Raw genomic sequence first — 24,588 nt, 5'->3', positions numbered from 1 at the left:
GCCCGGATCGAAACCCAGCTCCGCAACAAGGACATGGGCCTGGAACTCACCGACAACGCCAAGAAGTTCCTCGCCAACAAAGGCTACGACCCCGTGCTGGGCGCCCGGCCGCTGCGCCGCACCATCCAGCGCGAGATCGAAGACTCCCTGTCCGAACGCATCCTGTTCAACGAACTCAAGCCCGGCCAGATCGTGGTCATCGACTGCGAAGGCGACCCCGCCCAGTTCGAGAAGGCCAAGCTGGTCTTCAACGGCGCCGGGGTGGTGCCGGACTCCGTGCCCGTCGGCATGCCGGCCGAGGAGAGCGGCGACTGACGTCCGTTCTTCCCAGCGACGAGAGGCCGGTCCCATTCGGACCGGCCTCTCGGGGTGGCGTCAGCGTGCCAGGGACTCCTGATCGGCCAGCACCACCAGATCGGCGGTCTCGGCCGTCAGCCGGATCGTGGACTCCTCGACCTGGACGCAGTAGGCGACCGGTGGACCCGGTGAGCCCCAGATCGCGCCGACGATCGCGGCGATCCGGTTCTCGTGCGGACTCGCCAGCATCCGCACCCTGGTGCCGGGCGCGTGACCGTCGTCCGCGATCATCAGCACCACGTCGAGGATCTGGCGTACCCCCTCGAACGGCGGATCGTCGACATAGGGCTCGCCGTCGGCGCTCTCGCGCGGCGCCCACATGCTGCGGTACAACGCGGAAAGGCGGGTCGCCTCCTGCCGAAGCGGCAGCTGCGGGCTGTTCTCGCTCAGCGCAAGGGCCCGCTCGATGGCGGGCCACAGCGTCGCAGGCGCCCGCTCCAGCAGCGCCCGGGCCTCGCGATCCAGCTCGGCGCAGGCCATGTCGAGCGCCGTCTCCTCGCCCATTTCGGCGATCCACGCAAGGTCGCCCGTCTCGGGAATCAGGCCCGGCGACTCCACGGCGACAGTCACGTACAGCATCGTCAGCAGCTCCTGACGGTATGTGCCGTGATAGAGCGGGCCGACCTTGGACCCGGGCCGGCCACGGGTGGGCGGGAACCGCTCTACCAGGTGCTGGGCCCGGCCGTCGGGCAGGACCGCGGCGCGGCGGGTGTCGGCCAGCCGCTCGTCCATCGAACGCCGTTCCCGCAGTTCGATCAGGCGCTGCCGGTGTGCATCGTGACCCGTGGGGTAGATCGTCCGGCCGTACGTCGCGATCATCTCGCCGGGTCGCAGCCCCACCGCCTCCATCTGCCGGGCCGCGACCGAGTAGGAGACACCGGTCCGGGCGGCCTGGGCGCGGATGGCCCGCTTGCGGGCCTGGTCCTGCCGCGAGGTCCGTCGTGGATGCTGGTCAGCCATGAACGCCACTCTCCGGCGCGATCCACGCCTCGCACCGAACAGACGGCGTGACGGCACGCCGAACACCGGGACCGTGGCGCCGAGTCGGAGACCCTTGGCCCGCATCGGGTGGCCAGGCGTGGGCGGCCATCCATGGGCACGGGCAGGCGCACTGCCCGCACACATGGTATCTCGGACCGCGCGCCGCCGGGGGCACCGACTGGCTCGTGCTGAGCCCGCCGCCGGGCCTGAGCTCGGACACCGAACCGACCGGCCGCTACCTGCTCACCGAACCGCTCGCCGACGCGCGGCGGTGGGCCCGGCCCCTCGCCCAAGCGGACCTGGCCACCGCCGTGCTCGACGAACTGGACCGCCCGACGGCCCGGCGCGCACACCTGGCGGTGTACGCGGCCAAACGGCCGCCGCGCGCAGCACCCCGCCGGACAGATCGCCCCGAGCCGACCGGAGTCCGGCACCCCGTCAGCGCGCGGCAGACTCGGCAGCGATGTCCGGCTCCGGCTCGGACAGGCCACCCCCGAGCCGGCCCGGAGCAGGCCGATGTCCGGGCACGCCGTCAGCGCGCGGCAGACTCGGCGAGGCCGGCCCCGAGCCGGCCCGGAGCGGGCCGGCGTCTGGGAACGTCGTCAGCGCGTGGCGGACTCGGCGGCGATGTCCGGCTCCGGGGCCGCGGTCGCGGGCGGGCGGCGGAAGTTCGTCGCCACCAGGATCGTCAGGACCATGCCGGCCGCGGCGACCAGGACCGCGTCACGCAGGCCGGAGCTCGTCGCGGTGCGCAGCTGCGGGCCGGTGAGACCCTCGGTGCCGGCGTTGGCCACGGCGACGAGGGCGGCCAGGCCGACGGCCGAGCCGACCTGCTGGCCGGTGGATACGATGCCGGAGGCGATGCCCTGGTCGAACAGGGCGGTGCCGGTCGTCGCGGCGGCGAACATCGTGGTGAACACGACGCCCTGGGCGACGTTGAGCACCACCATCGACGGCAGCAGCGCCAGGTAGGAGCCGCCCGCGCCGATGCCCAGGCCGAGGGCGACGGTGGCCGCGGCGCCCACCGTGAGGCTCACGACGAGGGTCGGGCGGTTGCCGAAGCGGTAGGCGAGGCGTCCACCGGCCAGCGAGCCGGCCGCGCCCGCGGCCATCGGCACCACGTAGGCCAGGCCGGTCTGCAGCGCCGAGTAGCCCAGCACCCGCTGGAAGTGCACGGTGAGGAAGTACAGCAGCGTGCCGAACGTCGCCATGAACAGCAGCGTCAGGCTCACCCCGGTGCTGAGGTTGCGGTTGCGGAACAGCCGCAACGGCATGAGCGGCGACGCCGTGCGGGCCTCCACGGTGATGAAGACGGCCAGCAGCGCGACGCCGCCGGCCGCAGCCGCCAGCAGGGCCGGGGACGTCCAGCCGAGCACCGGGCCCTGCACGAGGGAGAAGACGACGAGGGTGACACCACCGGTGGCGGTGACGGCGCCGAGCAGGTCGAAGCGGCCGGGGGCGCGCGGGCCGTCGGGCGGCAGCAGCAGCCGGGCGCCGGCGATGGCCAGGGCGGCGAGCGGGACGTTGACGTAGAAGACCGCCGACCAGCCGAACGCCTCGGTGAGCACGCCGCCGAGCAGCGAGCCGAGCACCATGCCGCCGGCGCCGGCGGCGGCCCAGACCGAGAAGGCGCGGTTACGGTCGCGGCCCTCGTCGAAGGAGGTGACCACGAGCGCGAGGGTGGCCGGGAACAGCAGTGCGCCGCCGAGGCCCTGCACGGCGCGGGCGGCGACGAGCAGGCCCGCCACCCCGGCCAGGCCGCCGGCGAGCGAGGCGACGGCGTAGAGCGCCAGGCCGGCCACGAAGATCCGCCGCCGGCCCAGCAGGTCGGCGGCGCGCCCGCCGAGCAGCAGGAAGCCGCCGAACGCGACCGCGTAGGCGCTGACCACCCACTGCAGGTTCTGGTCGGAGAAGCCGAGGTCGGCGCCGATGCGCGGCAGCGCGACGTAGACGATGTTGTAGTCGATCGAGGTGATCAGCTGGGCGAGGCCGAGCAGGGCGAGCACGAGCCCGCCCCGTGGGCGTCGACCGGCGTCGGGTGCCGTCATGGGGCCCGCCTTCCGGAAATTCAGTGTCCGCTGCCGGACGGGTTGTCGATGAGGTACCGCCACCGCCCGTCGGCCCCCCGCCGCGCCACGTCGGTGGCGGTGCCGGTGACCCGGACCGGCGCGCCGCCGGGCCCGTCGGGGCCGTCGAGGTCGGTGACGTGGTCGGTGACGAGCAGCGCCACGCCGCCGGCCTGGTAGATGTGGCGGATGCGGATCTCCATGTGCCGGACCCGGCCCATGAACCCGCCGATCGAGTCGCGCAGCGCCGCCCCGGTGACCGTCTCGCCGGGGGCCACCGCGAGCACCGCGCCGGGCTCGAACAGCCGGGCCGCGGCCTCGGCGTCGCCGCCGTTGTAGGCCTCGGCCACGAGCCGGACCAGCTCGACCGGGTCGGCGGCGCCGCCCACGCCGCCGCGGAAGGGGCGGGTGAGCACCTCGACGGCGTGCCCGTCTTCGCTGTTGAAGTAGAAGCCGCGGCCGCCGCCCCAGCGGTTGATCTGGCCGGGGCCGTGGTGCAGGGGGCCGGCCCAGAAGGGCCGGCCCTGCTGCCGCAGTCTCGCGAGCACCGCGTCGAAGTCGTCCTCGGTCACCGCGAACGCGTAGTGCTGGGTGGTCACCTCGCCGGTCACCTCGACGAACTCCAGCAGCGTGCCGTCGTCCAGGCGCACCGCCGGGAACGGCCCGGACCACGACGGCTCGGGCAGCCCCAGCGTGTCGGCGAGGTCCCGCGCCGCGCGGCGGGCGTCACGGGCGTGCACGAAGGTGTGGTCGAGCCGGACGGTCACGGCTGCGCTACCGGGGCACCGCCGAGCAGTTCGGCGCGCCACTGGGCGTACTGCAGGCCGCCCGGCCCCGCCCAGAAGTCGGCCACCTCGGGCGGCAGCCCGCCGACGAACTTCTCCCGCTCGTGCGGCGTGGCGTCCTGCAGCCCGATGCCGAGGAACACCAGCGCCTTCTCCTGCGGGATGGAGGCGTGCCCGCGCCGCTCGAACTCGGCCCACTCCTCGGCGGTGATGTGCTCGCGGATGAGCGGCAGCACGTGCTGCTCCTCGTCGGCCAGGTGGGCGTCGGTGACGACGGACAGCCGGGCCGCCACCGACGCCAGCCGGTCGCGGTCGGCCTGCGACGCGCTCTCCCGCCACACCGGGGCGAGCGCGCCGACCTCCTCCAGCAGGACGTGCAGCTCGTCGTGCTGCTGCTGCATGCGGCTCACCGCGGCGGCGTCCGGCTCGGCCCGGCTCAGCAGCGGCGGCCACAGCAGCTCGTCCTCGCCCACGTGGTGCTCGTGCAGGGAGTCGGCCATGTCGGTCAGGTGCTCGGCGACCAACGCCGCCCGGGCGTGGTCACCGGGCTCGGCGGCGGCGATGAGGTTCGCGAGGAGGCGCAGCTCCCGGCGGTACACCTGATGCACCCACGCCATGCCCCAGGGGTCCAGTGGCTCCGTCATGTCAGCCCCCTCACGCGGCCGGAGTGACGACGAGCTTGCCCAGCGTGTGGCGGCGCTCGAGCTCGGTGTAGGCCTCGGCCACCAGCTCGAGCGGGAACGCCTGGACCGGCACCTCGAGGCGCCCGTCGGCGACCAGGCCGGCCAGCTCGGCCAGGACCTCGGGGCGCGACGCGTCGTTGCTGCCGCTGGCCTTCACCCCGTGCTGGGCGACGGCGGCGAAGTTGATCAGCGTGTTGACCCGGTCCGGCTGGACACCCAGCCGCAGCGCCAAGTCGACGTAGTCGGCGCCGAACGCGTCGACGAACGCGTCGATCTTGTCGCCGGCGGCCTCGCGGACGCGCTCCTCGACGCCCTCGCCGTAGGCGACCGGCACGACGCCGCGGCCGCGCAGCCACTCGTGGTGGTCCTCCCCGGCCAGGCCGATGACCGTGGCGCCGGCGATGCGGGCCAGCTGCACCGCGATCGTGCCGACCCCGCCGGCGGCGTTGGCCACCACGACCGTGTCGCCCTCGCCCGCCGCGACCGCGCTGATCGCGGCCCAGGCGGCGGCGCCGGCGGTGTAGAGCGCCCCGGCGACCTCCCACGGCACGCCGGCCGGGCGCGCGGTGAGGTTGGCCACCGGCACCACGGCGTAGTCGGCCTGGGTGCCGCGCTCGTCGGTCCAGCCGAGGACCTCGTCGCCGGGCGCGAACGCGGTGACGCCCGGGCCGGCCGCCTCGACGACACCCGCGACGTCACGCCCCTGCTGGGAGGGGAAGCTGGTGGGGTACACCTTGTCGAGGAAACCCCCGCGGATGCCGCTCTCCACCGGGTTGAGCCCGGCCGCCCGGACCCGCACGAGGACGGTCCCCTCGCCCGGGGCGGGCTGCTCGGCCTCCACCACCTGCAGGACCTCGGGCCCACCAAACTGCTCGAACCGCACAATGCGTGGCATGCTCACTCCTGAAAGCTCGCGCGGAAAAAACCGGACAAGACGACCGTTGCACCCCGGCCGGGCCGTGAGAATCGGACCGCTCTGCCTAGGACTGGCGACCCTGGTCTACGCGGGTGACAACCACACCGGCCCGCGGCAGCCGGCGCCCGCGCGTGGCGACGCTGGCCTGCGCGGGTGACAAACCTGACGGAAGGCCGGCGCCGCGGTTGCGCCGGCCGCCGTCGCCCGGCGAGGCTGCCGGTATGCGCGCCGCCTACCTCGAGCAGCTGGGACCGCCCGACGTCATCCGCTTCGGGGAGGTCGCCGATCCGGTGCCGGGCCCCGCCGACGTGCTGGTCGACGTGCTGGCCACCACGGTCAACCCGGTGGACACGTTCGTGCGCTCGGGGGTGTTCCGCACGCCGCTGCCGATGCCGTTCGTGGTCGGCCGGGACCTCGTCGGCACCGTCGCGGCGGCCGGCCCGGGCGCGACCGGCTTCGCCCCCGGCGACCTCGTGTGGTGCAACAGCCTCGGCCACGCCGGGCGGCAGGGGGCGGCGGCGCAGCGGGCCGTGGTCGCCGCCGACCGGCTCTACCGGCTGCCGGCCGGGGTGGCGCCGGAGGTCGCGGTCACCATGGTCCATCCGGCCGCCACCGCCTTCCTGGGACTGTTCACGCACGGCCGGCTGCGTGCCGGCGAGACGGTCGTCGTGGCCGGCGCCGGGGGCAACGTCGGTTCGGCCCTGGTGGTGCTCGCCGTCGCGGCCGGGGCCCGGGTGGTCGCCACGGCCTCGGCGGCCGACGCCGATTACTGCGCGGGCCTGGGCGCCGCGGAGGTCCTCGACTACCGCGCGCCGGACCTGGCCGCGGGGCTGGCCCGGGCCTGCCCGGACGGCATCGGCCTCTACCTGGACACCTCCGGCCGCAACGACCTGGAGACGGTGGTGGAGCTGCTCGCCTTCCGGGGCCGGGTGGTGCTGCTGGCCGGCGCCGCGTCCCGGCCGGTGCTGCCCGCAGGCGCGCTGTACATGCACGACCGGACCGTCACCGGCTTCGTCATCTCGCACGCGAGCGCCGCGGAGCTGGCCGAGGCGTCGGTCACGATCAACCGCCTGCTCGCGGCGGGCCGGCTGCGCCCCCGCGCGACGCTGGAGCTGCCGCTGGCGCGCACGGCCGAGGCGCACCGCATGATCGAGCGCGGCGAGCTGCACGGCCGGCGCACGGTGCTGCGGCCCTGAGCCCGGGCTCACCCGGCCTCGCCGGACAGCGCATCGCGCAGCCGGAAGAGGCGCAGCGCCAGGTGTACGTCCAATGCCTGGACGGGCCGCTGCCAGTCCGGGCCGAGCAGCTCCTTCACCCGCTCGAGCCGGCGGGCCACGGTGTTCGGGTGCACGTGCAGCCGCTCGGCCGCGTTCGTCGGGCTGCCGTTCGCCGCGAAGTAGGCGTCCAGGGTCCGCACCAGATCGGTGGGGCGGCGCCGGTCGTGGTCGAGGACCGGGCCGAGCACGCTGTCGACGAACTCGTCGACGCCGTGCCTGCCGGACAGCAGTACGCCGAGAAAGCCCAGCTCCCGCTCGGAGGCTCCGCGCCCGGTGAGCTCCAGCGCGGTCAGCGCCTCCAGGCAGCGCATCGCGTCGCGGTGGCAGCCGGCGATCGCCGTGACCCCGCTGACCGGCCCGGCCGCGCCGACGGTGACCGGCGCGCCGAGCCGGGCCGTGAGCTGCTCGGTGGCGCTGCGGGCGAACCCACCCGGATCGGTGCCGGGCGTGACGAAGACGAGATGGCCGTCGCGCACCCCGCTGAGCCCGCCGGTCCGCCACGCGTGCGCGGCCGCCCAGGTCGCCCCGCGCGGGCCACCGCTCGCCTCGGGCCGGGCGACGAGCACGACGTGCGGCCGTTCGAGGTCGACGCGCAGCCGGCGGGCGGCCCGTTCCAGCCGTCGCCGGGAACGGGGTGGCGTGCTCAGCAGGTCGTCGAGCAGGTCGTCGCGGGCGTGTTCCTCGGCCGCGGCCCCGGCGTGCTGGCGCAGCACGACCGCGGCGGCCTGCGCGACGAGGGGCAGCAGCTGGCGCTCGTCGGCGCCGAGCCCCCGCCCGGCCCGCACCAGCAATGTGCCGAGGGGCCGCCCGCCGGCCGCCACCGGCACCGCGACCTCCGGGGCGCCCCCCGTGGCCACCGCCTCGCCGTCCGCCTCGGGCGGGCTCCCGGCGCCCACGGTGCGGCCGTCGACGTCGAGCAGCGCGACCGCGGCGCGCAGGCGGCGCCCGGCCTCGTCGGCGAAGTCCTGCGGATCGGCGGCGCTGACGGCCAGCTCCACCAGGTCCTGGTGGGCCGCCCCGAGCGCCTGGGCGCGGCCGAGCCGGGCGGCGGTGCGGGCGGTGGTGTTCTCCAGGCCGGACAGCCGCGCGGCCGTGCGCTCCAGCAGCCGCGCCTTCTCGATCGCCGCACCGGCCAGCTCGGCCAGCGACCCGAGCAACGCGCACTCCGCGGCGGCGAACGGGCGGGCGCGGCGGTCGGCGATGTACAGCACGCCGAACGGCCGCCGCCCGAACCGGCCGGTGCCGTGCCCGAGCCGGACCGCGATCACGGCGCGCAGCTCCTCGGCGGCCGGCAGCCCGGTGTCCGCCGCCGCATCGGCCGGGTCGGTGGCGTCGGCGGTCCAGCACGGGCCGGGGGAACACAGGACGCGGGCGGCGAGGCCCTCGTCGCGGGGCAGGCGCAGGCCCGGGGCCAGGCCGGAGGTCAGGCCGTCGACGGCGCGGACGGTCAGCTCGCCGCGCTCGTCGTCGAGGACCGCGACGAAGGCGAGGGCCAGGCCCAGCAGGCGGCGGGCGTGGCTGGCGGCAACGGGTAGCAGAGCCGCCACGTCGCCACTGACGGCGAGATCTCGGGCGGCGTCGACGAGCACAGCGAGCCCTCGGCTGTCATCGTGGCCGAGCGGCTCGCCGGGTAGGGCGAGCGGCGGTCGCACAGGTACCTCCGGGTAGGAGTGCGGCGGAAGTGTCCCGGGGCGCGTCGTCGCGCCCGCCGGGCAAGCGGAAGCCCCCGTGCAGAAATATGGACGCACGTCACTGCACCCGAATGGAGCTAACACCAGGTTCGGTAGCCACTCAAGTACGGTGAGTGTTACATCTCCTTATCGCCACACGCCGCCGACCTGCGGCGGGCCACATTTCGTCACTGAGTAGGACCAACGATCCTTGGCTACCAGCACCCGCGGCGGGCGATGATGACGGCATGAACCGACGCGAGCTCGCCGACTTCCTCCGCCGCTGCCGCGAGCGGCTGCAGCCGCACGACGTGGGGCTGACCGCCGGGGCCCGGCGGCGCACCCCCGGGCTGCGGCGCGAGGAGGTGGCGCAGCTCGCCGGCATGTCCGCCGACTACTACATGCGCCTGGAGCAGGCCCGCAGCCCGCAGCCGTCGACACAGCTGCTGGCGCCGCTGGCCCGGGCCCTGCGGCTCAACGACGACGAGCGCGACCACCTGTACCTGCTGGCCGGGCACCGGCCGCCGACCGGGCGGCAGGCCGGCGACCACGTGCGGCCGGGGCTGCTGTTCCTGCTCGACCGGCTCACCGACGCGCCGGCGCAGATCCTCAACGACATCGGGGACCTGCTGGCCCAGAACGCCCTGGCGGAGTCGCTCTTCGGCGGGGTGTGCTCGACCCAGCCCCAGAACCGCAACATCGTGTGGCGGTGGTTCACCGATCCTGGCACGCGCGCGGCGTACCCGGCGGAGGACCGCGACCACTACGGCCGCCTGCACGTGGCCGACCTGCGCGCCGCGGTGGCCCGCCGCAGCGGCGACCCGGCCGCGCTCGACCTGGTGCGCCGGCTGCGCGCGGCCAGCCCCGAGTTCGCCGAGCTGTGGGAGCGCCACGAGGTCGGCGTGCGGCGCAACGGCAACATCCGGGTGATCCACCCGACGGTCGGGCTCATCGACCTGACCTGCGAGCAGCTGCTGTCGCCCAGCGAGGACCAGCACCTGCTGCTGTTCACGCCGGCACCGGGCAGCCGCAACGCGGAGCAACTGCAGCTGCTGCGCGTGGTCGGGCGCGAGCTGTTCCCGGGCCTGACCGAGCAGGACGAGACCCGCACACACTGACCCACGCACACTGACCCACGCACCGCCGCGGGCAACGGCGCCGCGCGCCGGCCCGCTTCCGCGCTTCGCCGTTCGTCGAGGGCGCGAGCTTCGAGTGCAACGCGCTCGCCGGGCCGGCACACCGGCGGGCGACGACGAGCCAAAAACCTACTTTTCCGATCGGAGTAGTGATGACAGCCATCCCCCTGGTGGACCTGGAGCCCTGGTTCAGCGGTGACGCGGCCGACCGGGCCGCCGTGGCCGCCGAAATCGACCGGGCCCTGCAGGTGTCGGGCTTCCTGCTCGTCACCGGCCACGGCGTGCCGGCGGACCTGCGCGAGCGCACCCGCGCCGCCGCCCGCCGCTTCTTCGCCCTGCCCGAGCCGCAGAAGCGCCCGTACGCGGTGCCGGTCGGCGGCCGCGGCTGGATCCCGCCGGGGGCCGAGGCCAACGGCTACCTCGAGGGCGTGGAGTCGCCGCCGGATCTCAAGGAGTCGTACTCCGTCGGCTCCTCGGTCGAGGCCGCCGACCCCGCCGCCGACCTCGGCTGGCACCCCGCCAACGTCTGGCCGGCCGGCGTGCCGGAGCTGGAGGCGAGCGCGCGGGAGTACATGGACCGCGTCCGCGCGCTGTCCGACGATCTGCTGACCATCTTCGCCACCGCGCTCGACCTGCCGGCGGATCACTTCACCCGGCACACGCGCTTCCCGAAGTACACCTTGAACATCAACCGCTATCCCCCGCTGTCCGAGGTCGGCGCGCCCGGCGACGGGCAGTTCCGCATCGGGCCGCACACCGACTTCGGCACGGTCACGGTCCTGGACCGCGAGCCCGGCGTCGGCGGGCTGCAGGTGTACACGCCGGAAGGCGAGTGGGAGGACGCACCCTACGACCCGGCCGCGTTCACGGTGAACATCGGCGACCTGATGGCCCGCTGGACCGGGGACCGGTGGCGCTCGACCCGGCACCGGGTGCTGCCGCCGCAGGCCAGCGCGCCCGACGAGGACCTGGTGTCGCTGGTCTTCTTCTACGTCAGCGACCGCGACGCCCGCATCGCCTCCCTCGCGCCGCCGATCGGGCGGCGGGAGCACCCGGAGATCTCCGCCTCGCAGTACCTCTTCGAGAAGCTCCAGGCGATCAGCGTCGGCTGACGGGACAGAAAGGGCGCCGCGTGGGCGGCGCCGCACCACCCCATCTCGCCGTCGCGCTCGACGGCGCCGGCTGGCACCGCCGCGTGGCGCCTGCCGGACGCCCGGCCCCGCGAGCTGCTCGGCGCACACCACCCGGCCCGCAGCGCCACCCGGCGCTGTTCGGCCTGCACCCGCCCGACCCGGGCGCCCCGGACGGCCGCCTGCTGCGCATGGTTGCGGTGACCGCCGGCGACGACCCGGCCGCCGTGGCCGAACGGCTCGGCAATCCGGACAACGCCGTCCTGCTCGATCCGGACGGCCCCGCCGCCGCACAGGTGGCGCTGGGCGTGCCCGCGCTGCTCCCCCAACCCCGACTGGACGGTGCCCGATGACCTCTCCCCCCGACCGACCGGCCCGCCTGCCCTCGCTCACCGGCCTGCGGTTCCCGGCCGCGCTGCTGGTCTTCGTCTACCACGGCTCCCTGCAACTGCCCAGCACCTCGCTGTTCACCGACCAGACCTTCGCCGCGCACTACGCGACCGCCGCGTCCCAGCTCGGCGCGCTCGGCGTCACGTTCTTCTTCGTCCTCAGCGGCTTCGTGCTGACCTGGTCGGCCCGCGAGCACGACAGCCCGGCCGCGTTCTGGCGCCGGCGGCTGGTGAAGATCTACCCGAACTACGTGGTGGCGTGGGTGCTGGCCATGCTGGTCTTCGCCGCCGCGTACACCCCGGCCGGGCAGGCGGCGCTCAACCTGTTCATGCTGCAGGTCTGGGTGCCGGACTTCTTCGTCAACCTCGGCGTCAACCCGCCGAGCTGGTCGCTGGGCACGGAGGCGTTCTTCTACGCCGCCTTCCCGCTGCTGCTGCCGCTGGTCAACCGGATCCGCGCCGAGCGGCTCAAGTACTGGATCGCCGCCACCGTCGCCGGCGTGATCGCCACGCCGCTGATCGCCTACGCCGCGTTCCCCGACACCCCGGCCGTCCCGGGCGGCTGGGATGCGTCGCAGTCGCAGTACTGGTTCGCCTACTTCCTGCCGCCGGTGCGCCTGCTCGACTTCGCCCTCGGCATCCTCGTGGCCCGCGCCGTGCTGCTCGGGCGCTGGCGCGACATCGGGCTGGGCTGGTCGGCGCTGCTGCTGGTGGTCTCGGTGCCGCTGGCCTCGTTCGTGCCGTACCTCTACGGCCAGCGCGCCGTCACCATCGTGCCGATCGCGCTGCTCGTCGCCGCGGCCGCGACCGCGGACACGAAGGGCCGGTTCACGCCGTTGCGCAGCGGGCCGGCCCGCTGGCTCGGCGAGGTCTCCTTCGCCTTCTACCTGCTGCACTTCATCGTCATCGCCGGCAGCCGCACACTGCTGGGCCGCACGTTCTCCACCCCGGCCGCGATCGGGCTGCTCGCCGTGGAGCTGGCCGTGTCGATCGCCGCCGCGGCCGCCCTCTACACCTGGTTCGAGCGGCCGATCACCCGCCGGTTCTCCGCGCCCCGGCAGCCCGCCGCGGCCGTCCCCGCCCAGCGCCAGCCCGCCGAGGCGGCGCTGTCCGTCGAACACTGAGGAGCCCACGATGCCGCAACCCGTTCTGGTCTTCGGCGGTGGCGGCCAGGTCGGCCGCGCCGTCGTCGACGAGCTGCTCGCCGCCGGCGCCACGGTCCGCGCAACCGGCCGCAACCCCGACCGGCTCGACCTGCCCGCCGGGGTCGAGCGCGTCCGCGCCGACCTGACCGACCCGGCGACCCTGCCCGCCGCGCTGCGGGGCGTGCGCAAGGTCTTCCTCTACGCGGTGCCCGACGGGGTGGACGCGTTCGTCGCCGCGGCGCAGGAGGCCGGCGTCGAGCACGTCGTGCTGCTGTCCTCCGACACGGTGCTCGATCGCATCCCGGCCCGCAAGGCGATCGCCGACATGCACCGCGTGGTCGAGCGGGCGCTGGAGGACTCGGGCCTGGCCACCACGTTCCTGCGCCCGGACAACTTCGCCAGCAACGTGCTGCTGTGGGGGTGGGCCGACTCGATCCGGGACGGCGGCGTGGTGCGCTTCCCCTACCCCGAGTCGCACAGCGACGCGATCCACGAGCGCGACATCGCGGCCGTCGCCGCCGTGGCGCTCACGCGGCCCGGGCACGAGGGTGAGCGGTACCTCATCACCGGCCCCGAGTCGGTCACCCAGCGCCGCCAGGCCGAGCTCATCGCGGAGGCGACCGGGCGGCCCGTGCGGGTGGAGGAGCTCACCCCGGAGCAGGGCCGGGCCGAGCTGGCCCGGATCGTGCCCGCGTGGGTGATCGACGCGACCATCGGCTACTGGGCGGCGACGGACGGGGTGCCGTACCAGGTGACGGACGTCGTCGAACGGGTCACCGGCCGCCCGGCGCGCAGCTTCGCCGCCTGGGCCCGCGACCACGCCGCCGACTTCCGCTGACCGACCGTCCGATCGAGGCCGGGCCCGGCGACGGGCCCGGCCCTCCGGCATGTCCGAGAACCGCCGGAAACCAAACCTGACGAATATGACTTCGAGGCTTTGACCGGGGTTTTTAGGGCCAGTGACGATGGTGGCATGGCCGAACCCGTGAACCCGCCTCCGCTGCTGCAGTCGCGCGCCGAGATCCACGTCGCCGCGACCCCGGCCGAGGTGTACGCCGTCATCAGTGACCTGCCGCGCAGCGGCGAATGGAGCGCCGAGTGCGTCGGCGGGCGCTGGATCGCCGGGGCCCCCGCCACCGTCGGCGCGGTGTTCCAGGGCGACAACTGGCGCCGCGACGACGTCGTGGCCTGGGCGCCGGTGGTGCGCGGCCAGTGGAGCACCGAGTCCGAGATCGTGGCCGCCGACCCCGGCCGCTCGTTCCACTGGGCCATGCGCGACAGCGCCGGCAACGCCCAGGACAGCGTGTGGGCCTTCGACATCGAGCCCGACGGCGAGGGCGCCCGGCTCGTCCACCACTTCCGCATGGGCCGCCCGACCGAGGGCATCCGCAAGATCATTTCGGGGCTGGACGACGGGCAGCGCGCCCGGTTCTTCGCCGAGTGGGGCGAGAAGGTGCGCGGCGACCTCGCCGAGACCCTGCAGCGGATCAAGCCGGTCATCGAGCAGGACGCGTAGGGAGCCACGCCATGCTGCTGCAACGCATCGGCAACCGCGGCATCGGGCTCGGCACCCTGCTCGACCGCGCCGCCGCCCGCCACCCGGGCAACACCGTGGTCCTCGACCACACCCTCGCCATCGCCCCGCAGCTCGGCCGGCACACCACCGTCGCGCGTCTCGCCGAGGCCGTCGCCGACGCCGCGTCGCGCCTGTGGGCGGCCGGGGTACGCACCGGCGACCGGGTCGTGGTGCACAAGTCCGACGGCTTCGACATCACCCTGCTCGCCATCGCCGTCGCCCGCATCGGCGCGGTACCGGTGCTGCTCTCCCCGAAGCTCGACGGCCAGAGCGTCGCCGCGCTCCTGCGCCGGGTGGACCGGCCCTACCTGCTCACCGATGCCGCCAAGCTCGAGCGCGACCTGCCCGGCGAGGTGTTCGAGCTGTCCGCCCGGGTGCTGCTGGCCGACGGCACGCACCCCGGCGCCACCGCGCTGCGCGACCTCACCGGCGCGACCCCGGTGCCGCCGGTGTCCACGGACCCGGGGGCACCGGCGCTGATCACCCACACGTCTGGCACGACCGGCACGCCGAAGCTGGCCGTCCACACCGGACGGACGCTGCAGGCCCGCTACCGGCCCCAGGCCGCCGTGGCCGCGCTGGTGCGCAAACGGCGCCCGGTCGCCATCCACGTCTCGTTCGTCCACTCGCGACTGTTCACCGCGCTGGCCATCACGCTGCTGCGCGGCTTCCCGCTCGTGGTGCTGGCCGACGACGACCCCCGGCGGGTCGCCGAACTCTTCGCCGAGGTCCGGCCCGGCGTGCTGGAGGCGCACCCGAACACGTTCCTGCGCTGGGAGGACCTCGCCGCGGACCCGCGCCGGCCGCTGGCCTCCGTGCGGTACTTCAGCAGCACCTTCGACGCGATCCACCCGCGCACCGTGCACCGCATGCTGCACGCCTCGGCCCACCGCTTCCCCGTCTTCGGCCAGCTCTACGGCCAGAGCGAGGTCGGCCCGATCGTGGCCCGCGCCTTCACCCGCCGCCGCTCGCCGCACACCGACGGGCGCTGCGTCGGACGGCCGTTCCCCGGCATGACCGGCGTGCGGGTGGTCGGCCGCGACGGGCGGCGGGCGAGCGCGGACTCCCCCGGCTTCATCGAGGTCCGCACCGACGGGCGGGTCCTGACGTACCTCGGCGAGCAGACCCGCTACGACGGCCAGCGCACCGGCCAGTGGTGGCGGATGGGCGACCTCGGCTACCGCACCCGGTGGGGCTGCCTGCACCTGCTCGACCGCGAGGTCGACGAGATCCCCGGCTTCGGCAGCACCCTGGCCGCCGAGGACCACCTCTTCACCCGCCTCGACGAGCTAGCCGAGGTCATCATCGTGCCCGGCGCCGGGGGCGCGCCGGTGCCGGTGGTGTGCACCAAGCACGACACGCCGCTGGACCCCACCGCCTGGCGGGCCGCCGTCGCCGGCCTGCCACCGCTGGCCGACCCGGTGCAGTGGCGACTGGCCGACCTGCCGCAGACGGCCACCACGAAGATCAAGCGCCTGGAGCTGGCCCGGCTGCTGGCGGCCCGGCCGTGACCGCCGAGATCCTGGTTGCCGGCGGCGGCATCGGGGGCCTCGCCCTCGCCCTCGCCGCCGCCGCCCACGGCCACCGCGTCACCGTGCTGGAGCGCAGCGCCGAGTTCACCGAGCTCGGCGCCGGCATCCAGCTGGCCCCCAACGGGCTGCACGCCCTGGACCGGCTCGGGCTCGGCGCGGCCACCCGGGCCATCGCCACCCCGATCGACGAGCTGCGCTTCATGGACGGCGTCACCGGGGAGCACGTGACGAGCATGCCGCTCGGCGCGCAGTACCAGGCGCGGTTCGGCCAGCCGTACGTCGTGGTGCACCGCGGCGAGCTCTACCGGCTGCTGCTGGACGCCTGCCAGGCCGCGCCGGGCGTCGAGCTGCGCCCGTCGAGCGCGGTCACCGGCTACGAGCAGGACCGGACCGGCGTCACCGCGTGGCTGGCCGGCGGCGGGCAGGTCACCGGCACGCTGCTCGTCGGGGCCGACGGCATCCACTCCGCGGTGCGGGCGCAGCTGGTCGGCGACGGGCCGCCGCGCATCAGCGGCATCACGGTGTACCGCGCCATCATCCCCATGGCCGAGGTACCCGCCCCGCTGCGCGCCCGCGCGGTCACCTGGTGGGCCGGGCCCAAGTGCCACTTCGTGCACTACCCGATCGCCGGCGGCCGCTACCTCAACCTCGCCGCGAGCCGCGACGACGGGGCCACCGAGGCGTTCGCCGGCCGGCCCGCCGCGCTCGAGGCGGTGCGCCGCGAGTTCGCCCCGCTGCCCGCCGCCGGGCACCTGCTGGGGCTCGGCCGCGACTGGCACGCCTGGGTGCTCGTGGACCGCGCGCCGGTCGACACGTGGTGCGACGGGCGGGTGACGCTGCTTGGCGACGCCGCCCACCCGATGCTGCACTACGCGGCGCAGGGCGCCTGCCAGGCCCTCGAGGACGCCGTCGTGCTCGCCGGGCTGCTCGGCGACGGGGCGGACGGGCTGCAGCGGTACCAGGAGCTGCGCCGCGAGCGCACGGCGGCGATCCAGCACACCGCGCGGGACAGCATCCGCCTGTGGCACCCCGCCGGCGCCGCCGCGACCGCCCGCAACACGGCCCTAGCCGCGATGTCGGCCACCGACCTGCACGACGCGGTGGCCTGGATGCACGCCGAACGGATCGAGGTGACCCGATGACCCGGAGCCTGGAGCTCTGCCTCGTCGGCGCCGGGCCGCGCGGCCTGTGCGTCCTGGAGCGCCTGTGCGCGCAGGAGCGGCACGCCCCCTCCTACGACGCGATCACCGTGCACCTGGTCGACCCGGGCGAACCGGGCCCGGGCGCGGTGTGGCGCACCGACCAGTCCCGGCTGCTGCTGACGAACACCGTGGCCGCCCAGATCACCGTCTACACCGACGACAGCGTGGCCATCGCCGGCCCGGTGGAGCCCGGCCCGAGCCTGCACGCCTGGGCCCGCGACCAGGCCGACGCCGAGGCCCGGCGGATCGGCCCCGACGACTACCCGAGCCGCGCCCTCTACGGCCGCTACCTGGCCGACAGCTTCGCCCGGATCGCCGCCGCGGCACCCGGGCACGTCACGGTCCGGATCCACCACTCCCGCGCGGTCGCCATCGCCGACACCAGCGGCGTGCCCGGCGGCCCGCAGGGGGTGCGCCTGGCCGACGGCACCCGCCTGCACCACCTCGACGCCGTCGTGCTCGCCCAGGGGCACGTGCCGGCCGCGATCCCGCCGGCCCAGGCGCGCACGGCCAGCCTCGCGCGGGTGCACGGGCTGACGTACCTGACCCAGGCCAACCCGGCCGACGTCGACCTGGCGGCGCTCCCGGCCGGCGCGGCGGTGCTCGTGCGCGGCCTCGGCCTGAACTTCTTCGACTACGTCGCGCTGCTCACCGAGGGCCGCGGCGGGCGGTTCGAGCGCGAGGGCGGCGTCCTGCGCTACCTGCCCAGCGGCCGCGAGCCGATCCTCTACGCCACCTCCCGGCGCGGGGTGCCGTCGCACGCGCGTGGCGAGAACCAGAAGGGCGCCTCCGGCCGGCACATCCCGCGCGTGCTCACCCCGGCCGTCGTCGAGGACCTGCGGCGCCGCCACGGCGGGCTGCGCTTCGGCCGCGACCTGTGGCCCCTCATCGCCGCCGAGGTCGAGACGGTGTACTACACCACGCTGCTGGGCATCCAGGACGCCGACGCGTTCGTGGCCCGCTACCTCGACGACCCGCGACGGCTGCTGGACGAGCACGGCGTCGACCCGGCCGCCCGCTGGGACTGGGAGCGGCTGGCCCGCCCGGCCGGCCGGCGCCGCTTCGCCGGCCGCGCCGAGTTCACCACCTGGCTGCTGGAGCACCTGCGCGAGGACGTGCGACAGGCCCGGCAGGGCAACGTCGGCGGCCCGCTCAAGGCGGCCCTGGACGCGCTGCGCGACCTGCGCAACGAGGTCCGCCTCATCGTCGACCACGGCGGCCTGGACGGCGCCTCCTACCGCGACGAGCTCGCCGCCTGGTACACGCCGTTCAACGCCTTCCTGTCCATCGGCCCGCCGGCCCGCCGCATCGAGGAGCTCGTCGCCCTGATCGAGGCCGGCGTGGTGGTGCTGACCGGCCCAGGCACCCAGATCCTGCTCGACTCCGCCGACCCGGCGTTCGTGGCCGTCTCCTCCGCGGTGCCGGCCGCGCCGGTGCGCGCCACCGCCCTCGTGGAGGCCCGGCTGCACGACGTCGACCTGCGCCGCACCGGCGACCCGCTGCTGCGGCACATGCTCGACACGGACCAGTGCCGCCCGTACCGCATCCCGTGCGCCGCCGGCGGCCACTACGAGACCGGCGGCCTGGACGTGACCGAGCGGCCGTACCGGGTCGTGGACGCCCACGGCCAGGCCCACCCGCGCCGGTTCGCCTACGGCGTGCCGACCGAGTCGGTCCACTGGGTCACCGCCGCCGGCGTGCGCCCGGGCGTCGACTCGGTCACCATCGGCGACGCCGACGCGATCGCCGCCGCCGTGCGGGCACTGGGCCCCGCGCCGCTGCCCCGGCCCGCACCGTCGTTCCTGGGGGTGGTCGTGTGAGCGGCCCCTCCGCTTCGCCCCGGACCGCGTCGTGAGCGGGCTGCTGAGTCCCGTCAGCGCGGGCACGCCGGTCGAGGAACTCGTGCGCGACGAGGCGTGGCTGCAGGCGATGCTGGACGCCGAGGCGGCGCTGGCCCGCGCCCAGGCCCGCCTCGGCACGGTCCCCGCGCAGGCGGCCGCGGTCATCACCCGCGCCGCCCAGGCCCCGCTGTTCGACCCGCGGGCCCTGGCGCTGGCCGCGCGGCGCACCGCCAACCCGGTCGTCGGCCTGGTCGCCGCGCTCACCGCCCGGGTGGCCGAGGTCGACCCGCCCGCCGCCGAGTACGTCCATCGCGGCTCCACCAGCCAGGACATCCTCGACACGGCGGCGATGCTGGTCACCGCCAGGGCCGTGCGGGCCACCCGCACCGCGCTGGCCGCGACCGCGGACGCGCTGTTCGCGCACGCCGCCGAGCACCGCGACACGCCGATCGCCGGGCGGACCCTGGCCCTGCAGGCGGTGCCGACGACCTTCGGCCTGAAGGCGGCCGGCTGGCGCGGCCTGGTGCTCGACGCCGACGAGCGCCTGCGCCGCCTGCTCGACGGCGGGCTGCCGGTGTCGCTGGGCGGCGCCGCCGGCACCCTGGCCGGATACCTCGCCTACGCGGAGGATGTCCCGGCGTCCTACCCGGACGACCTGGCCGCGGCGTTCGCCGACGAGACCGGCCTGGCCCGTCCGGGACTGCCCTGGCACGCCCTGCGCACCCCGATCGCCGATACCGGCGCGGCCCTGGCGTTCACCACGGGCGCCCTGGGCAAGTTCGCCGTGGACGTGCTGACCTTGTCCCGCACCGAGATCGGCGAGGTGGCCGAGGCCGCCGGCGGCAGCTCCTCGGCCATGCCGCAGAAGCGCAACCCGGTCCTGGCCACCCTGGTGCGCACCGCCGCCCTGCAGGTCCCGCCGCTGGCCACGGCCCTGAGCCAGGCCCTGCTCAGCGAGGACGAGCGGGCCGCGGGCGGCTGGCACGCCGAGTGGCTGCTGCTGCGGGAGGCGCTGCGGCTCACCGGCGGCGCGGCCCACACCGCCGCCCAGCTCGCCGCCGGCCTGCGGCCACAGCCCGAGCGGATGCTGGACAACCTGGCCCGCACCGGCGGCCACGTGGTCGCCGAACGCCTCGCCGCGGTCCTCGCCCCGTTGCTGGGCAAGGCCGAGGCGCGGCGGGTGCTCGACGAGGCGACGGCGGCCGGGCGCCCGCTCGCCGACGCGCTGGCCGAGCACCCGCGGGTCAAGGACCTGCTGGCGCCCGACGAGCTGGCCCGCCTGTGCGACCCGGCCGCCTACCTGGGCGCCGCCCCGCACCTGGTCGACACGGCCCTGCGCCGCCGACCAATCCTGTAATCATATCTGTTCAGTATACTTTTGCGCACGGCGTTGACACGGCTCGCGGGAGGCTGTGCACTTGTGACATGGCCACCTCGCAGCGACTGTGGGGGCGCCACCACATCGACCTCGGCCGGGTGTGGTCGGCGTCCTGTCCCGCCTGAAGGAACCCCTTCACCGGACAGTTCGCCCTACTCCCGATCGCGAGGAAGCCATGCCGATCCAGCACGCCCGCAAACGTCCCTCCACCGCGGACCCGCGGCGGTACGACGCGCCGTTCGTCGTCGTCGCCGTCCGCGGCCCGGCCGGGATGTCCGATGTGCTCGCGCCGCCGGTGACCTACCGGAGCCGGCCCCGCGGGCCGCACTGAACGGCGGGGGCGATGCGGGCGGGACAGGGCCCGCATCGCCCCGCGCCCTCACTTGCACAGCGTGCCGCGCCGGGGTGCGCGCCGCGGCGAGCTCGTGGCTGGAGATGAGGACCTGCCGGTCTTCTTCAACTCGTCCAGGTGGCCTGGAACGAGGTCGTGGTCTTGTCGTAGCGTTCCGTCCATGGACGACGGCATCGCGGTCAGGGTCACGCTCGAGGACGGCGCCGAGCGGTACTTTCTGACGTGGGGACGGATCCAGCACGCCGTCGACCCCGAGCCCGTCTGCGCCCTGGTCCTGAAATGGGCCGGGCAGTTCGGGCTCGGCGGGCGGCCCGTCTCGGCGCAGTTGTGCGGGACGCTGCGCGAGGCAGCGGACTCGGGGTCGGCGCCGTACTTCTTCGAGTGCCTGCTGGAACTGGCCCGGCGGCCCGCGGCGGACGACCCAGGCTATCCGCAGTGGCGCGCGTCGATCGCGGCGGAGATGGAGCAGGGCCGGGCGATCTACTACTGCGGCAGACCGGTCGCTCCCGGTTAGCAGTGTCTTCGCGAAGCATCCCCGACCCAGTTCCGCCGATGCTTGCTGACGTCGTTCGGTGGCTACTGTGGCATGTTACCGTGCTCGCCGCAGTGGCCACCGAAACGTCCTGCCCGTGCGGGCCTGTCAGCGCTGGACGCGGGCGCCGGCGCCGCGCATGAGCGCCTCCACCTCGGCGAGGCTGGCCATCGAGGTGTCGCCGGGGGTGGTCATCGCCAGGGCGCCGTGCGCGGCGCCGTACTCCACGGCCGTCGCCAGGTCGCCGTCGCCTTCCAGCAGGCCGTAGATCAGGCCCGACGCGAAACTGTCACCGCCACCGACCCGGTCGAGGATCTCCAGGCCGGGCCGGTGGGTCGCCTCGGCGAACGCGCCGCCGGCCCACGCCACGGCGCCCCAGTCGTTCACCGTCGCGCTGCGCACGCCGCGCAGGGTGGTCGCGACGACCTTGAAGTTGGGGTACTCCTGGACCACCGCCTCGATCATCGACTTGAAGTTGCCCGCGTCGAGCGATCCGCTGTGGATGTCGGTGTCCGGCACCGCGAAGCCGAGGCACGCGGTGAAGTCCTCCTCGTTGCCGAGCATCACGTCGACGAGGCGGGCGAGACGGCGGTTCACCTCCCGCGCACGGTCCTGGCCGCCGACGGCCTTCCACAGGCTGGGCCGGTAGTTGAGGTCGTAGGACACGATCGTGCCGTGCCGGCGGGCGGCCGTCATCGCGGCCTCCACCGTCTGCGCCGCCGTCTCCGACAGGGCCGCGTAGATGCCGCCGGTGTGCAGCCACCGCACGCCCAGCGTCCCGAAGAGATGGTCCCAGTCGACGGCGTCCGGCTCGAGCCGGCTGGCCGCGGTGTGCCCGCGATCCGACGTGCCGACGGCGCCGCGCACGCCGAAGCCGCGCTCGGTGAAGTTCAGGCCGTTGCGCACGCTCCGGCCGATGCCGTCGTACGGCATCCAGGTGATGAGACTCGTGTCGACCCCGCCCTGCAGGATGAGGTCCTCGAGCAGCCGGCCCACCTCGTTGTCGGCGAACGCGGTGACGACCGCGGTCCGCAGCCCGAAGCAGCGCCGCAGGCCACGCGCGACGTTGTACTCGCCGCCGCCCTCCCAGACACGAAACTGGCGGGCGGTGCGGACGCGGCCCTCGCCGGGGTCGAGCCGCAGCATGACCTCGCCGAGCGAGACCAGGTCGAACCGGCAGTCGCCCTTCGGGCGCCGGGCCAGGCTGCTCATGCCGTGCCCCCCGCCACCGCCAGCGCCTCCGCCGCGCGGGCGGTGATCTCGTCCCACCGCTCGCCGGCGATCAGGTCGGCCGGGGCGATCGAGGTCGCGCCGACCGCGAGCACGGCCGGGAGGGCCAGGTACTCCGGCATGACGGCGGTCGTGACGCCGCCGGTCGGGATGAACCGCACCCCGCGGTACGGCGCCGACAGCGCCTTGATCGTCTGCGCCCCGCCGAGTTGCTGCGCCGGGAAGAACTTGACGATGCCGAGGCCGGCGTCGACGGCCATCTGGATCTCGGTGGCGGTGGCGACGCCGGGGAACACCGGCACTCCGGCGTCCTGGCAGGCGCGGACCACGGCCGGCGCGAAGCCCGGCGTCACGACGAACCGGGCACCGGCGGCGATCGCCGCATCCGCCTGCGCGGCGCTCAGTACCGTGCCGGCGCCGACGACGAGGTCGTCCCTGACCGCGAGCGACTTGATGGCGTCGAGCCCGGCATCGGTCCGCAGCGTCACCTCGGCGGCCGCGAGACCGCCCTTGACCAGGGAGGCACCGAGCGCGTCCGCGTGCCGGGCATCTTCGATGACCACGACCGGCAGCACCCTGCCGATCCGAGGTTGTTCATCCATATGAACAGTAATCACGTACTTGACGGTACTATATAATTCAAGCGTTCGGAATAGGCTCGCCTCCTGTGTATTCTGACGGGAACCGTTCAGCAATGAGGGAGGCCATGATGAGCAGTTCCGCAGCGGTCCCGGGCCGGCCCCGCGATCCGCAGGTCGACCGCCGGATCATGCAGGCCGCCCTGGACGTCTTCGGCGACGGCGGCTGGGCCGGCTTCGCGATGGAGACCGTCGCGCGCCGCGCCGGGGTGGGCAAGGCGTCGCTGTACCTGCGCTGGAGTACCAAGGAAGCGCTCCTGGCCGACGCGGTGACGGCCGGATTGCTGCGGGTCAGCGACGTCGACACCGGCACGCTGCACGGCGACATGGTCGAACTGGCCACGCAGATGCTCGAGCTGTACGTCGGGCCGTCGAGCCGGACCGCGCTGCGCCTGAGCCTGGAGGCGGGCACAATTCCCGGCGTCGCCGAGCACTACGAGGCGATGCGGACGGCGCAGATCGCCGCGGCCCGCGCGATCGTGCACCGCGGCATCGAGCGGGGCGAGCTGCCGGCCAGCGTGTCGGTCACCCTGCTGCTGGACACCCTCGTGGGCGGGGCGATGATGCACGCGCTGAGCACCCCGCCGGGCAAGCGGGCGGTCCTCGCCGCGGACACCGCGAGCCACGCCCGGCGGCTGGTGGAGTTCCTCATGCACGCCGTCACCGCGCCCGTCGGCAGCGCCGCGTGATCGTCACCGGCTCCGCCCAGCGCGAGGCCTGGCAGCAGCGGGTCCTGCCGCCGGTCGAACGGGTCCGCCCCGACGTGTGGTCGATCCCGGTGCCGATTCCGGACAGCCCGCTGCGGTACACCCTCAGCTATGCCTTCCTCGACGACACGGGCGTCGTCCTCGTCGACCCCGGCTGGGACACCGGCGACGGCCGGGCGGCCCTGACGGCCGGCCTGCGGACCGCGGGCACGGACCTCGGCGACGTCACCGGCGTCGTCGTCACCCACGTGCACCCCGACCATCACGGGCTCAGCGGATGGGTGCGCGAGCGCAGCGGCGCCTGGATCGGCATGCACCCGGTCGAGGCGCGGACCCTGCCCGGCCGGGTGTGGCACGAGCGCAGGGCGGAAACCGACCGGGCCGGGCTGGTGGCGCACGGCGCGCCCGAGGCCGAGGCGGCGGCGCTCACGACCGACGCGCGGCGGATCTCGGGCGTGCTCAACATGGCCGAGCCGGACCGCGCGATCGAGGACGGGGACCTGCTGCCGCTCGCCCGGCACGAGGTCCGGGCCGTCTGGACGCCCGGCCACACTCCCGGGCATCTGTGCCTGCATGAGGCCGGGGCCGGCATCCTGCTGACCGGCGACCACCTGCTGCCCCGGATCAGCCCCAACATCGGTGTGCACGCCCACGAGGACGGCGACCCGCTCAGCGCATACCTGGCGTCGCTGGAGCAGACCGCCAAGTTCGGCGCGGACGAGGCCCTGCCGGCGCACGAGTACCGCTTCCGCGGCATCGACGGCCGCGCCGCAGACCTGATCCGCCACCACGACGAGCGCGGCGCGGAGATCCTGGCCATCCTGCACCGGCTCGGGCCGGCGACCGCGTGGGACATCGCCGCCGGCCTGACCTGGTCGCGCGGCTGGGCCGCCCTGCGTGGCATGCTGCGCCGCATGGCGCTCGCCGAGACCCTCGCGCACCTGCGGTACCTCGTCACCACCGGCGCCGTGCGCCCCGCCGAGGGCACGCCGATCCGCTGGCGAATCTGAGTTCCGACAGCGGCGGGGGGGCCGGGGCCCGGGGCCCCCCCCCCCGGCGGTTGGG

23 protein-coding genes and 1 pseudogene are annotated in these 24,588 nt (G+C 75.0%); 16 read left to right on the top strand and 8 right to left on the bottom strand.

The window, feature by feature from the left end; all coding sequences use genetic code 11:
- A pseudogene (locus AB0M46_RS45140) lies at positions 1–315 on the top strand (NDP-hexose 4-ketoreductase); the annotation flags it as partial.
- A gap of 60 nt (positions 316–375) precedes the next feature.
- Here AB0M46_RS45140 and AB0M46_RS45135 read toward each other — a convergent pair.
- The 5 genes from AB0M46_RS45135 to AB0M46_RS45115 form a co-directional block, all read right to left on the bottom strand.
- Positions 376–1,317, bottom strand: a complete 942-nt coding sequence (locus AB0M46_RS45135; RefSeq protein ID WP_363346688.1) for a hypothetical protein — start codon at positions 1,315–1,317, stop codon at positions 376–378.
- Positions 1,318–1,940: 623 nt separating this feature from the next.
- Positions 1,941–3,386, bottom strand: coding sequence for an MFS transporter (locus tag AB0M46_RS45130; RefSeq protein ID WP_363346686.1), 1,446 nt, complete (start codon positions 3,384–3,386; stop codon positions 1,941–1,943).
- Between the two features lie 20 nt (positions 3,387–3,406).
- On the bottom strand, positions 3,407–4,171 hold the full coding sequence (locus AB0M46_RS45125; RefSeq protein WP_363346684.1) for a DUF4440 domain-containing protein: 765 nt from the start codon (positions 4,169–4,171) through the stop codon (positions 3,407–3,409).
- Complete coding sequence (locus AB0M46_RS45120; RefSeq protein WP_363346682.1) at positions 4,168–4,833, bottom strand: hemerythrin domain-containing protein; 666 nt, start codon at positions 4,831–4,833, stop codon at positions 4,168–4,170. Before AB0M46_RS45120 ends, AB0M46_RS45125 begins: the two co-directional genes overlap by 4 nt.
- 10 nt (positions 4,834–4,843) lie before the next feature.
- A complete protein-coding gene (locus AB0M46_RS45115) occupies positions 4,844–5,767 on the bottom strand; it encodes an NADP-dependent oxidoreductase (protein ID WP_363346680.1) in 924 nt (307 codons plus the stop codon).
- 242 nt (positions 5,768–6,009) lie between these two features.
- Here AB0M46_RS45115 and AB0M46_RS45110 point away from each other — a divergent pair, with 242 nt between their 5' ends.
- On the top strand, positions 6,010–6,984 hold the full coding sequence (locus tag AB0M46_RS45110; RefSeq protein WP_363346678.1) for an NADPH:quinone reductase: 975 nt from the start codon (positions 6,010–6,012) through the stop codon (positions 6,982–6,984).
- An 8-nt stretch (positions 6,985–6,992) separates the two neighbouring features.
- On the opposite strand, the gene AB0M46_RS45105 is transcribed toward AB0M46_RS45110, so the two are convergent.
- Entirely contained in the window at positions 6,993–8,717 is a 1,725-nt protein-coding gene (locus AB0M46_RS45105; RefSeq protein ID WP_363346676.1) for a helix-turn-helix domain-containing protein, read from the bottom strand.
- A gap of 266 nt (positions 8,718–8,983) precedes the next feature.
- On the opposite strand from AB0M46_RS45105, the gene AB0M46_RS45100 reads away from it, so the two are divergent.
- The 12 genes from AB0M46_RS45100 (at position 8,984) to AB0M46_RS45045 (ending at position 20,930) form a co-directional block, all read left to right on the top strand.
- Entirely contained in the window at positions 8,984–9,853 is an 870-nt protein-coding gene (locus AB0M46_RS45100; RefSeq protein WP_363346674.1) for a helix-turn-helix transcriptional regulator, read from the top strand.
- Between the two features lie 170 nt (positions 9,854–10,023).
- On the top strand, positions 10,024–10,983 hold the full coding sequence (locus tag AB0M46_RS45095; protein ID WP_363346672.1) for a 2-oxoglutarate and iron-dependent oxygenase domain-containing protein: 960 nt from the start codon (positions 10,024–10,026) through the stop codon (positions 10,981–10,983).
- 20 nt (positions 10,984–11,003) lie between these two features.
- A complete protein-coding gene (locus tag AB0M46_RS45090) occupies positions 11,004–11,354 on the top strand; it encodes a hypothetical protein (protein ID WP_363346670.1) in 351 nt (116 codons plus the stop codon).
- Positions 11,351–12,514 carry an acyltransferase gene (locus AB0M46_RS45085; RefSeq protein WP_363346668.1) on the top strand — a complete coding sequence of 388 codons (1,164 nt, stop codon included), beginning with the start codon at positions 11,351–11,353 and terminating at the stop codon, positions 12,512–12,514. The genes AB0M46_RS45090 and AB0M46_RS45085 overlap by 4 nt, the downstream gene beginning before the upstream one ends.
- Before the next feature lie 10 nt (positions 12,515–12,524).
- Entirely contained in the window at positions 12,525–13,373 is an 849-nt protein-coding gene (locus AB0M46_RS45080; RefSeq protein ID WP_363346666.1) for an NAD(P)H-binding protein, read from the top strand.
- A gap of 135 nt (positions 13,374–13,508) precedes the next feature.
- Positions 13,509–14,051 carry an SRPBCC family protein gene (locus AB0M46_RS45075; protein WP_363346664.1) on the top strand — a complete coding sequence of 181 codons (543 nt, stop codon included), beginning with the start codon at positions 13,509–13,511 and terminating at the stop codon, positions 14,049–14,051.
- A gap of 11 nt (positions 14,052–14,062) precedes the next feature.
- Positions 14,063–15,622, top strand: a complete 1,560-nt coding sequence (locus AB0M46_RS45070; protein ID WP_363346662.1) for a class I adenylate-forming enzyme family protein — start codon at positions 14,063–14,065, stop codon at positions 15,620–15,622.
- Positions 15,619–16,785 (top strand): FAD-dependent monooxygenase, encoded by a 1,167-nt coding sequence (locus AB0M46_RS45065; RefSeq protein WP_363346660.1) that lies wholly within the window; start codon positions 15,619–15,621, stop codon positions 16,783–16,785. The genes AB0M46_RS45070 and AB0M46_RS45065 overlap by 4 nt, the downstream gene beginning before the upstream one ends.
- Positions 16,782–18,665: an FAD/NAD(P)-binding protein gene (locus tag AB0M46_RS45060; protein ID WP_363346658.1), complete on the top strand. Its 1,884-nt coding sequence runs from the start codon at positions 16,782–16,784 to the stop codon at positions 18,663–18,665. Before AB0M46_RS45065 ends, AB0M46_RS45060 begins: the two co-directional genes overlap by 4 nt.
- 31 nt (positions 18,666–18,696) lie before the next feature.
- A complete protein-coding gene (locus AB0M46_RS45055; RefSeq protein WP_363346656.1) occupies positions 18,697–20,043 on the top strand; it encodes a lyase family protein in 1,347 nt (448 codons plus the stop codon).
- Positions 20,044–20,239: 196 nt separating this feature from the next.
- Positions 20,240–20,395 carry a hypothetical protein gene (locus AB0M46_RS45050; RefSeq protein ID WP_363346654.1) on the top strand — a complete coding sequence of 52 codons (156 nt, stop codon included), beginning with the start codon at positions 20,240–20,242 and terminating at the stop codon, positions 20,393–20,395.
- A 181-nt stretch (positions 20,396–20,576) separates the two neighbouring features.
- Positions 20,577–20,930, top strand: coding sequence for a hypothetical protein (locus tag AB0M46_RS45045; RefSeq protein ID WP_363346652.1), 354 nt, complete (start codon positions 20,577–20,579; stop codon positions 20,928–20,930).
- A gap of 126 nt (positions 20,931–21,056) precedes the next feature.
- On the opposite strand, the gene AB0M46_RS45040 is transcribed toward AB0M46_RS45045, so the two are convergent.
- On the bottom strand, positions 21,057–22,160 hold the full coding sequence (locus AB0M46_RS45040; protein ID WP_363346650.1) for a sugar kinase: 1,104 nt from the start codon (positions 22,158–22,160) through the stop codon (positions 21,057–21,059).
- Positions 22,157–22,873: a bifunctional 4-hydroxy-2-oxoglutarate aldolase/2-dehydro-3-deoxy-phosphogluconate aldolase gene (eda, locus tag AB0M46_RS45035; RefSeq protein ID WP_363346648.1), complete on the bottom strand. Its 717-nt coding sequence runs from the start codon at positions 22,871–22,873 to the stop codon at positions 22,157–22,159. The genes AB0M46_RS45040 and eda overlap by 4 nt, the downstream gene beginning before the upstream one ends.
- 14 nt (positions 22,874–22,887) lie before the next feature.
- Between eda and AB0M46_RS45030 the strand changes: the two genes are divergently transcribed.
- Together AB0M46_RS45030 and AB0M46_RS45025 are read left to right on the top strand one after the other, a co-directional pair.
- The gene (locus AB0M46_RS45030; RefSeq protein WP_363346646.1) at positions 22,888–23,505 is read left to right on the top strand and encodes a TetR/AcrR family transcriptional regulator; all 618 of its coding nucleotides are present in this window, start codon (positions 22,888–22,890) and stop codon (positions 23,503–23,505) included.
- The gene (locus tag AB0M46_RS45025; RefSeq protein ID WP_363346644.1) at positions 23,502–24,533 is read left to right on the top strand and encodes an MBL fold metallo-hydrolase; all 1,032 of its coding nucleotides are present in this window, start codon (positions 23,502–23,504) and stop codon (positions 24,531–24,533) included. Before AB0M46_RS45030 ends, AB0M46_RS45025 begins: the two co-directional genes overlap by 4 nt.
- Positions 24,534–24,588: the final 55 nt, after the last annotated feature.

Origin of the sequence: Dactylosporangium sp. NPDC051485 (genome assembly GCF_040682015.1) — a bacterium.
Taxonomy (GTDB): domain Bacteria; phylum Actinomycetota; class Actinomycetes; order Mycobacteriales; family Micromonosporaceae; genus Dactylosporangium.
This window is presented reverse-complemented; position numbering and strand designations above follow the sequence as displayed.

Bases quoted from the DNA above. Each gene is read 5' to 3' on its own strand.
- AB0M46_RS45060 (WP_363346658.1), top strand. From the start codon at position 16,782: ATGACCCGGAGCCTGGAGCTCTGCCTCGTCGGCGCCGGGCCGCGCGGC.
- AB0M46_RS45120 (WP_363346682.1), bottom strand. From the start codon at position 4,833: ATGACGGAGCCACTGGACCCCTGGGGCATGGCGTGGGTGCATCAGGTG.
- AB0M46_RS45040 (WP_363346650.1), bottom strand. From the start codon at position 22,160: ATGAGCAGCCTGGCCCGGCGCCCGAAGGGCGACTGCCGGTTCGACCTG.
- AB0M46_RS45095 (WP_363346672.1), top strand. From the start codon at position 10,024: ATGACAGCCATCCCCCTGGTGGACCTGGAGCCCTGGTTCAGCGGTGAC.
- AB0M46_RS45030 (WP_363346646.1), top strand. From the start codon at position 22,888: ATGAGCAGTTCCGCAGCGGTCCCGGGCCGGCCCCGCGATCCGCAGGTC.
- AB0M46_RS45100 (WP_363346674.1), top strand. From the start codon at position 8,984: ATGAACCGACGCGAGCTCGCCGACTTCCTCCGCCGCTGCCGCGAGCGG.
- AB0M46_RS45130 (WP_363346686.1), bottom strand. From the start codon at position 3,386: ATGACGGCACCCGACGCCGGTCGACGCCCACGGGGCGGGCTCGTGCTC.
- AB0M46_RS45110 (WP_363346678.1), top strand. From the start codon at position 6,010: ATGCGCGCCGCCTACCTCGAGCAGCTGGGACCGCCCGACGTCATCCGC.
- AB0M46_RS45135 (WP_363346688.1), bottom strand. From the start codon at position 1,317: ATGGCTGACCAGCATCCACGACGGACCTCGCGGCAGGACCAGGCCCGC.
- AB0M46_RS45045 (WP_363346652.1), top strand. From the start codon at position 20,577: ATGGACGACGGCATCGCGGTCAGGGTCACGCTCGAGGACGGCGCCGAG.
- AB0M46_RS45075 (WP_363346664.1), top strand. From the start codon at position 13,509: ATGGCCGAACCCGTGAACCCGCCTCCGCTGCTGCAGTCGCGCGCCGAG.
- AB0M46_RS45070 (WP_363346662.1), top strand. From the start codon at position 14,063: ATGCTGCTGCAACGCATCGGCAACCGCGGCATCGGGCTCGGCACCCTG.
- AB0M46_RS45050 (WP_363346654.1), top strand. From the start codon at position 20,240: ATGCCGATCCAGCACGCCCGCAAACGTCCCTCCACCGCGGACCCGCGG.
- AB0M46_RS45085 (WP_363346668.1), top strand. From the start codon at position 11,351: ATGACCTCTCCCCCCGACCGACCGGCCCGCCTGCCCTCGCTCACCGGC.
- AB0M46_RS45115 (WP_363346680.1), bottom strand. From the start codon at position 5,767: ATGCCACGCATTGTGCGGTTCGAGCAGTTTGGTGGGCCCGAGGTCCTG.
- AB0M46_RS45080 (WP_363346666.1), top strand. From the start codon at position 12,525: ATGCCGCAACCCGTTCTGGTCTTCGGCGGTGGCGGCCAGGTCGGCCGC.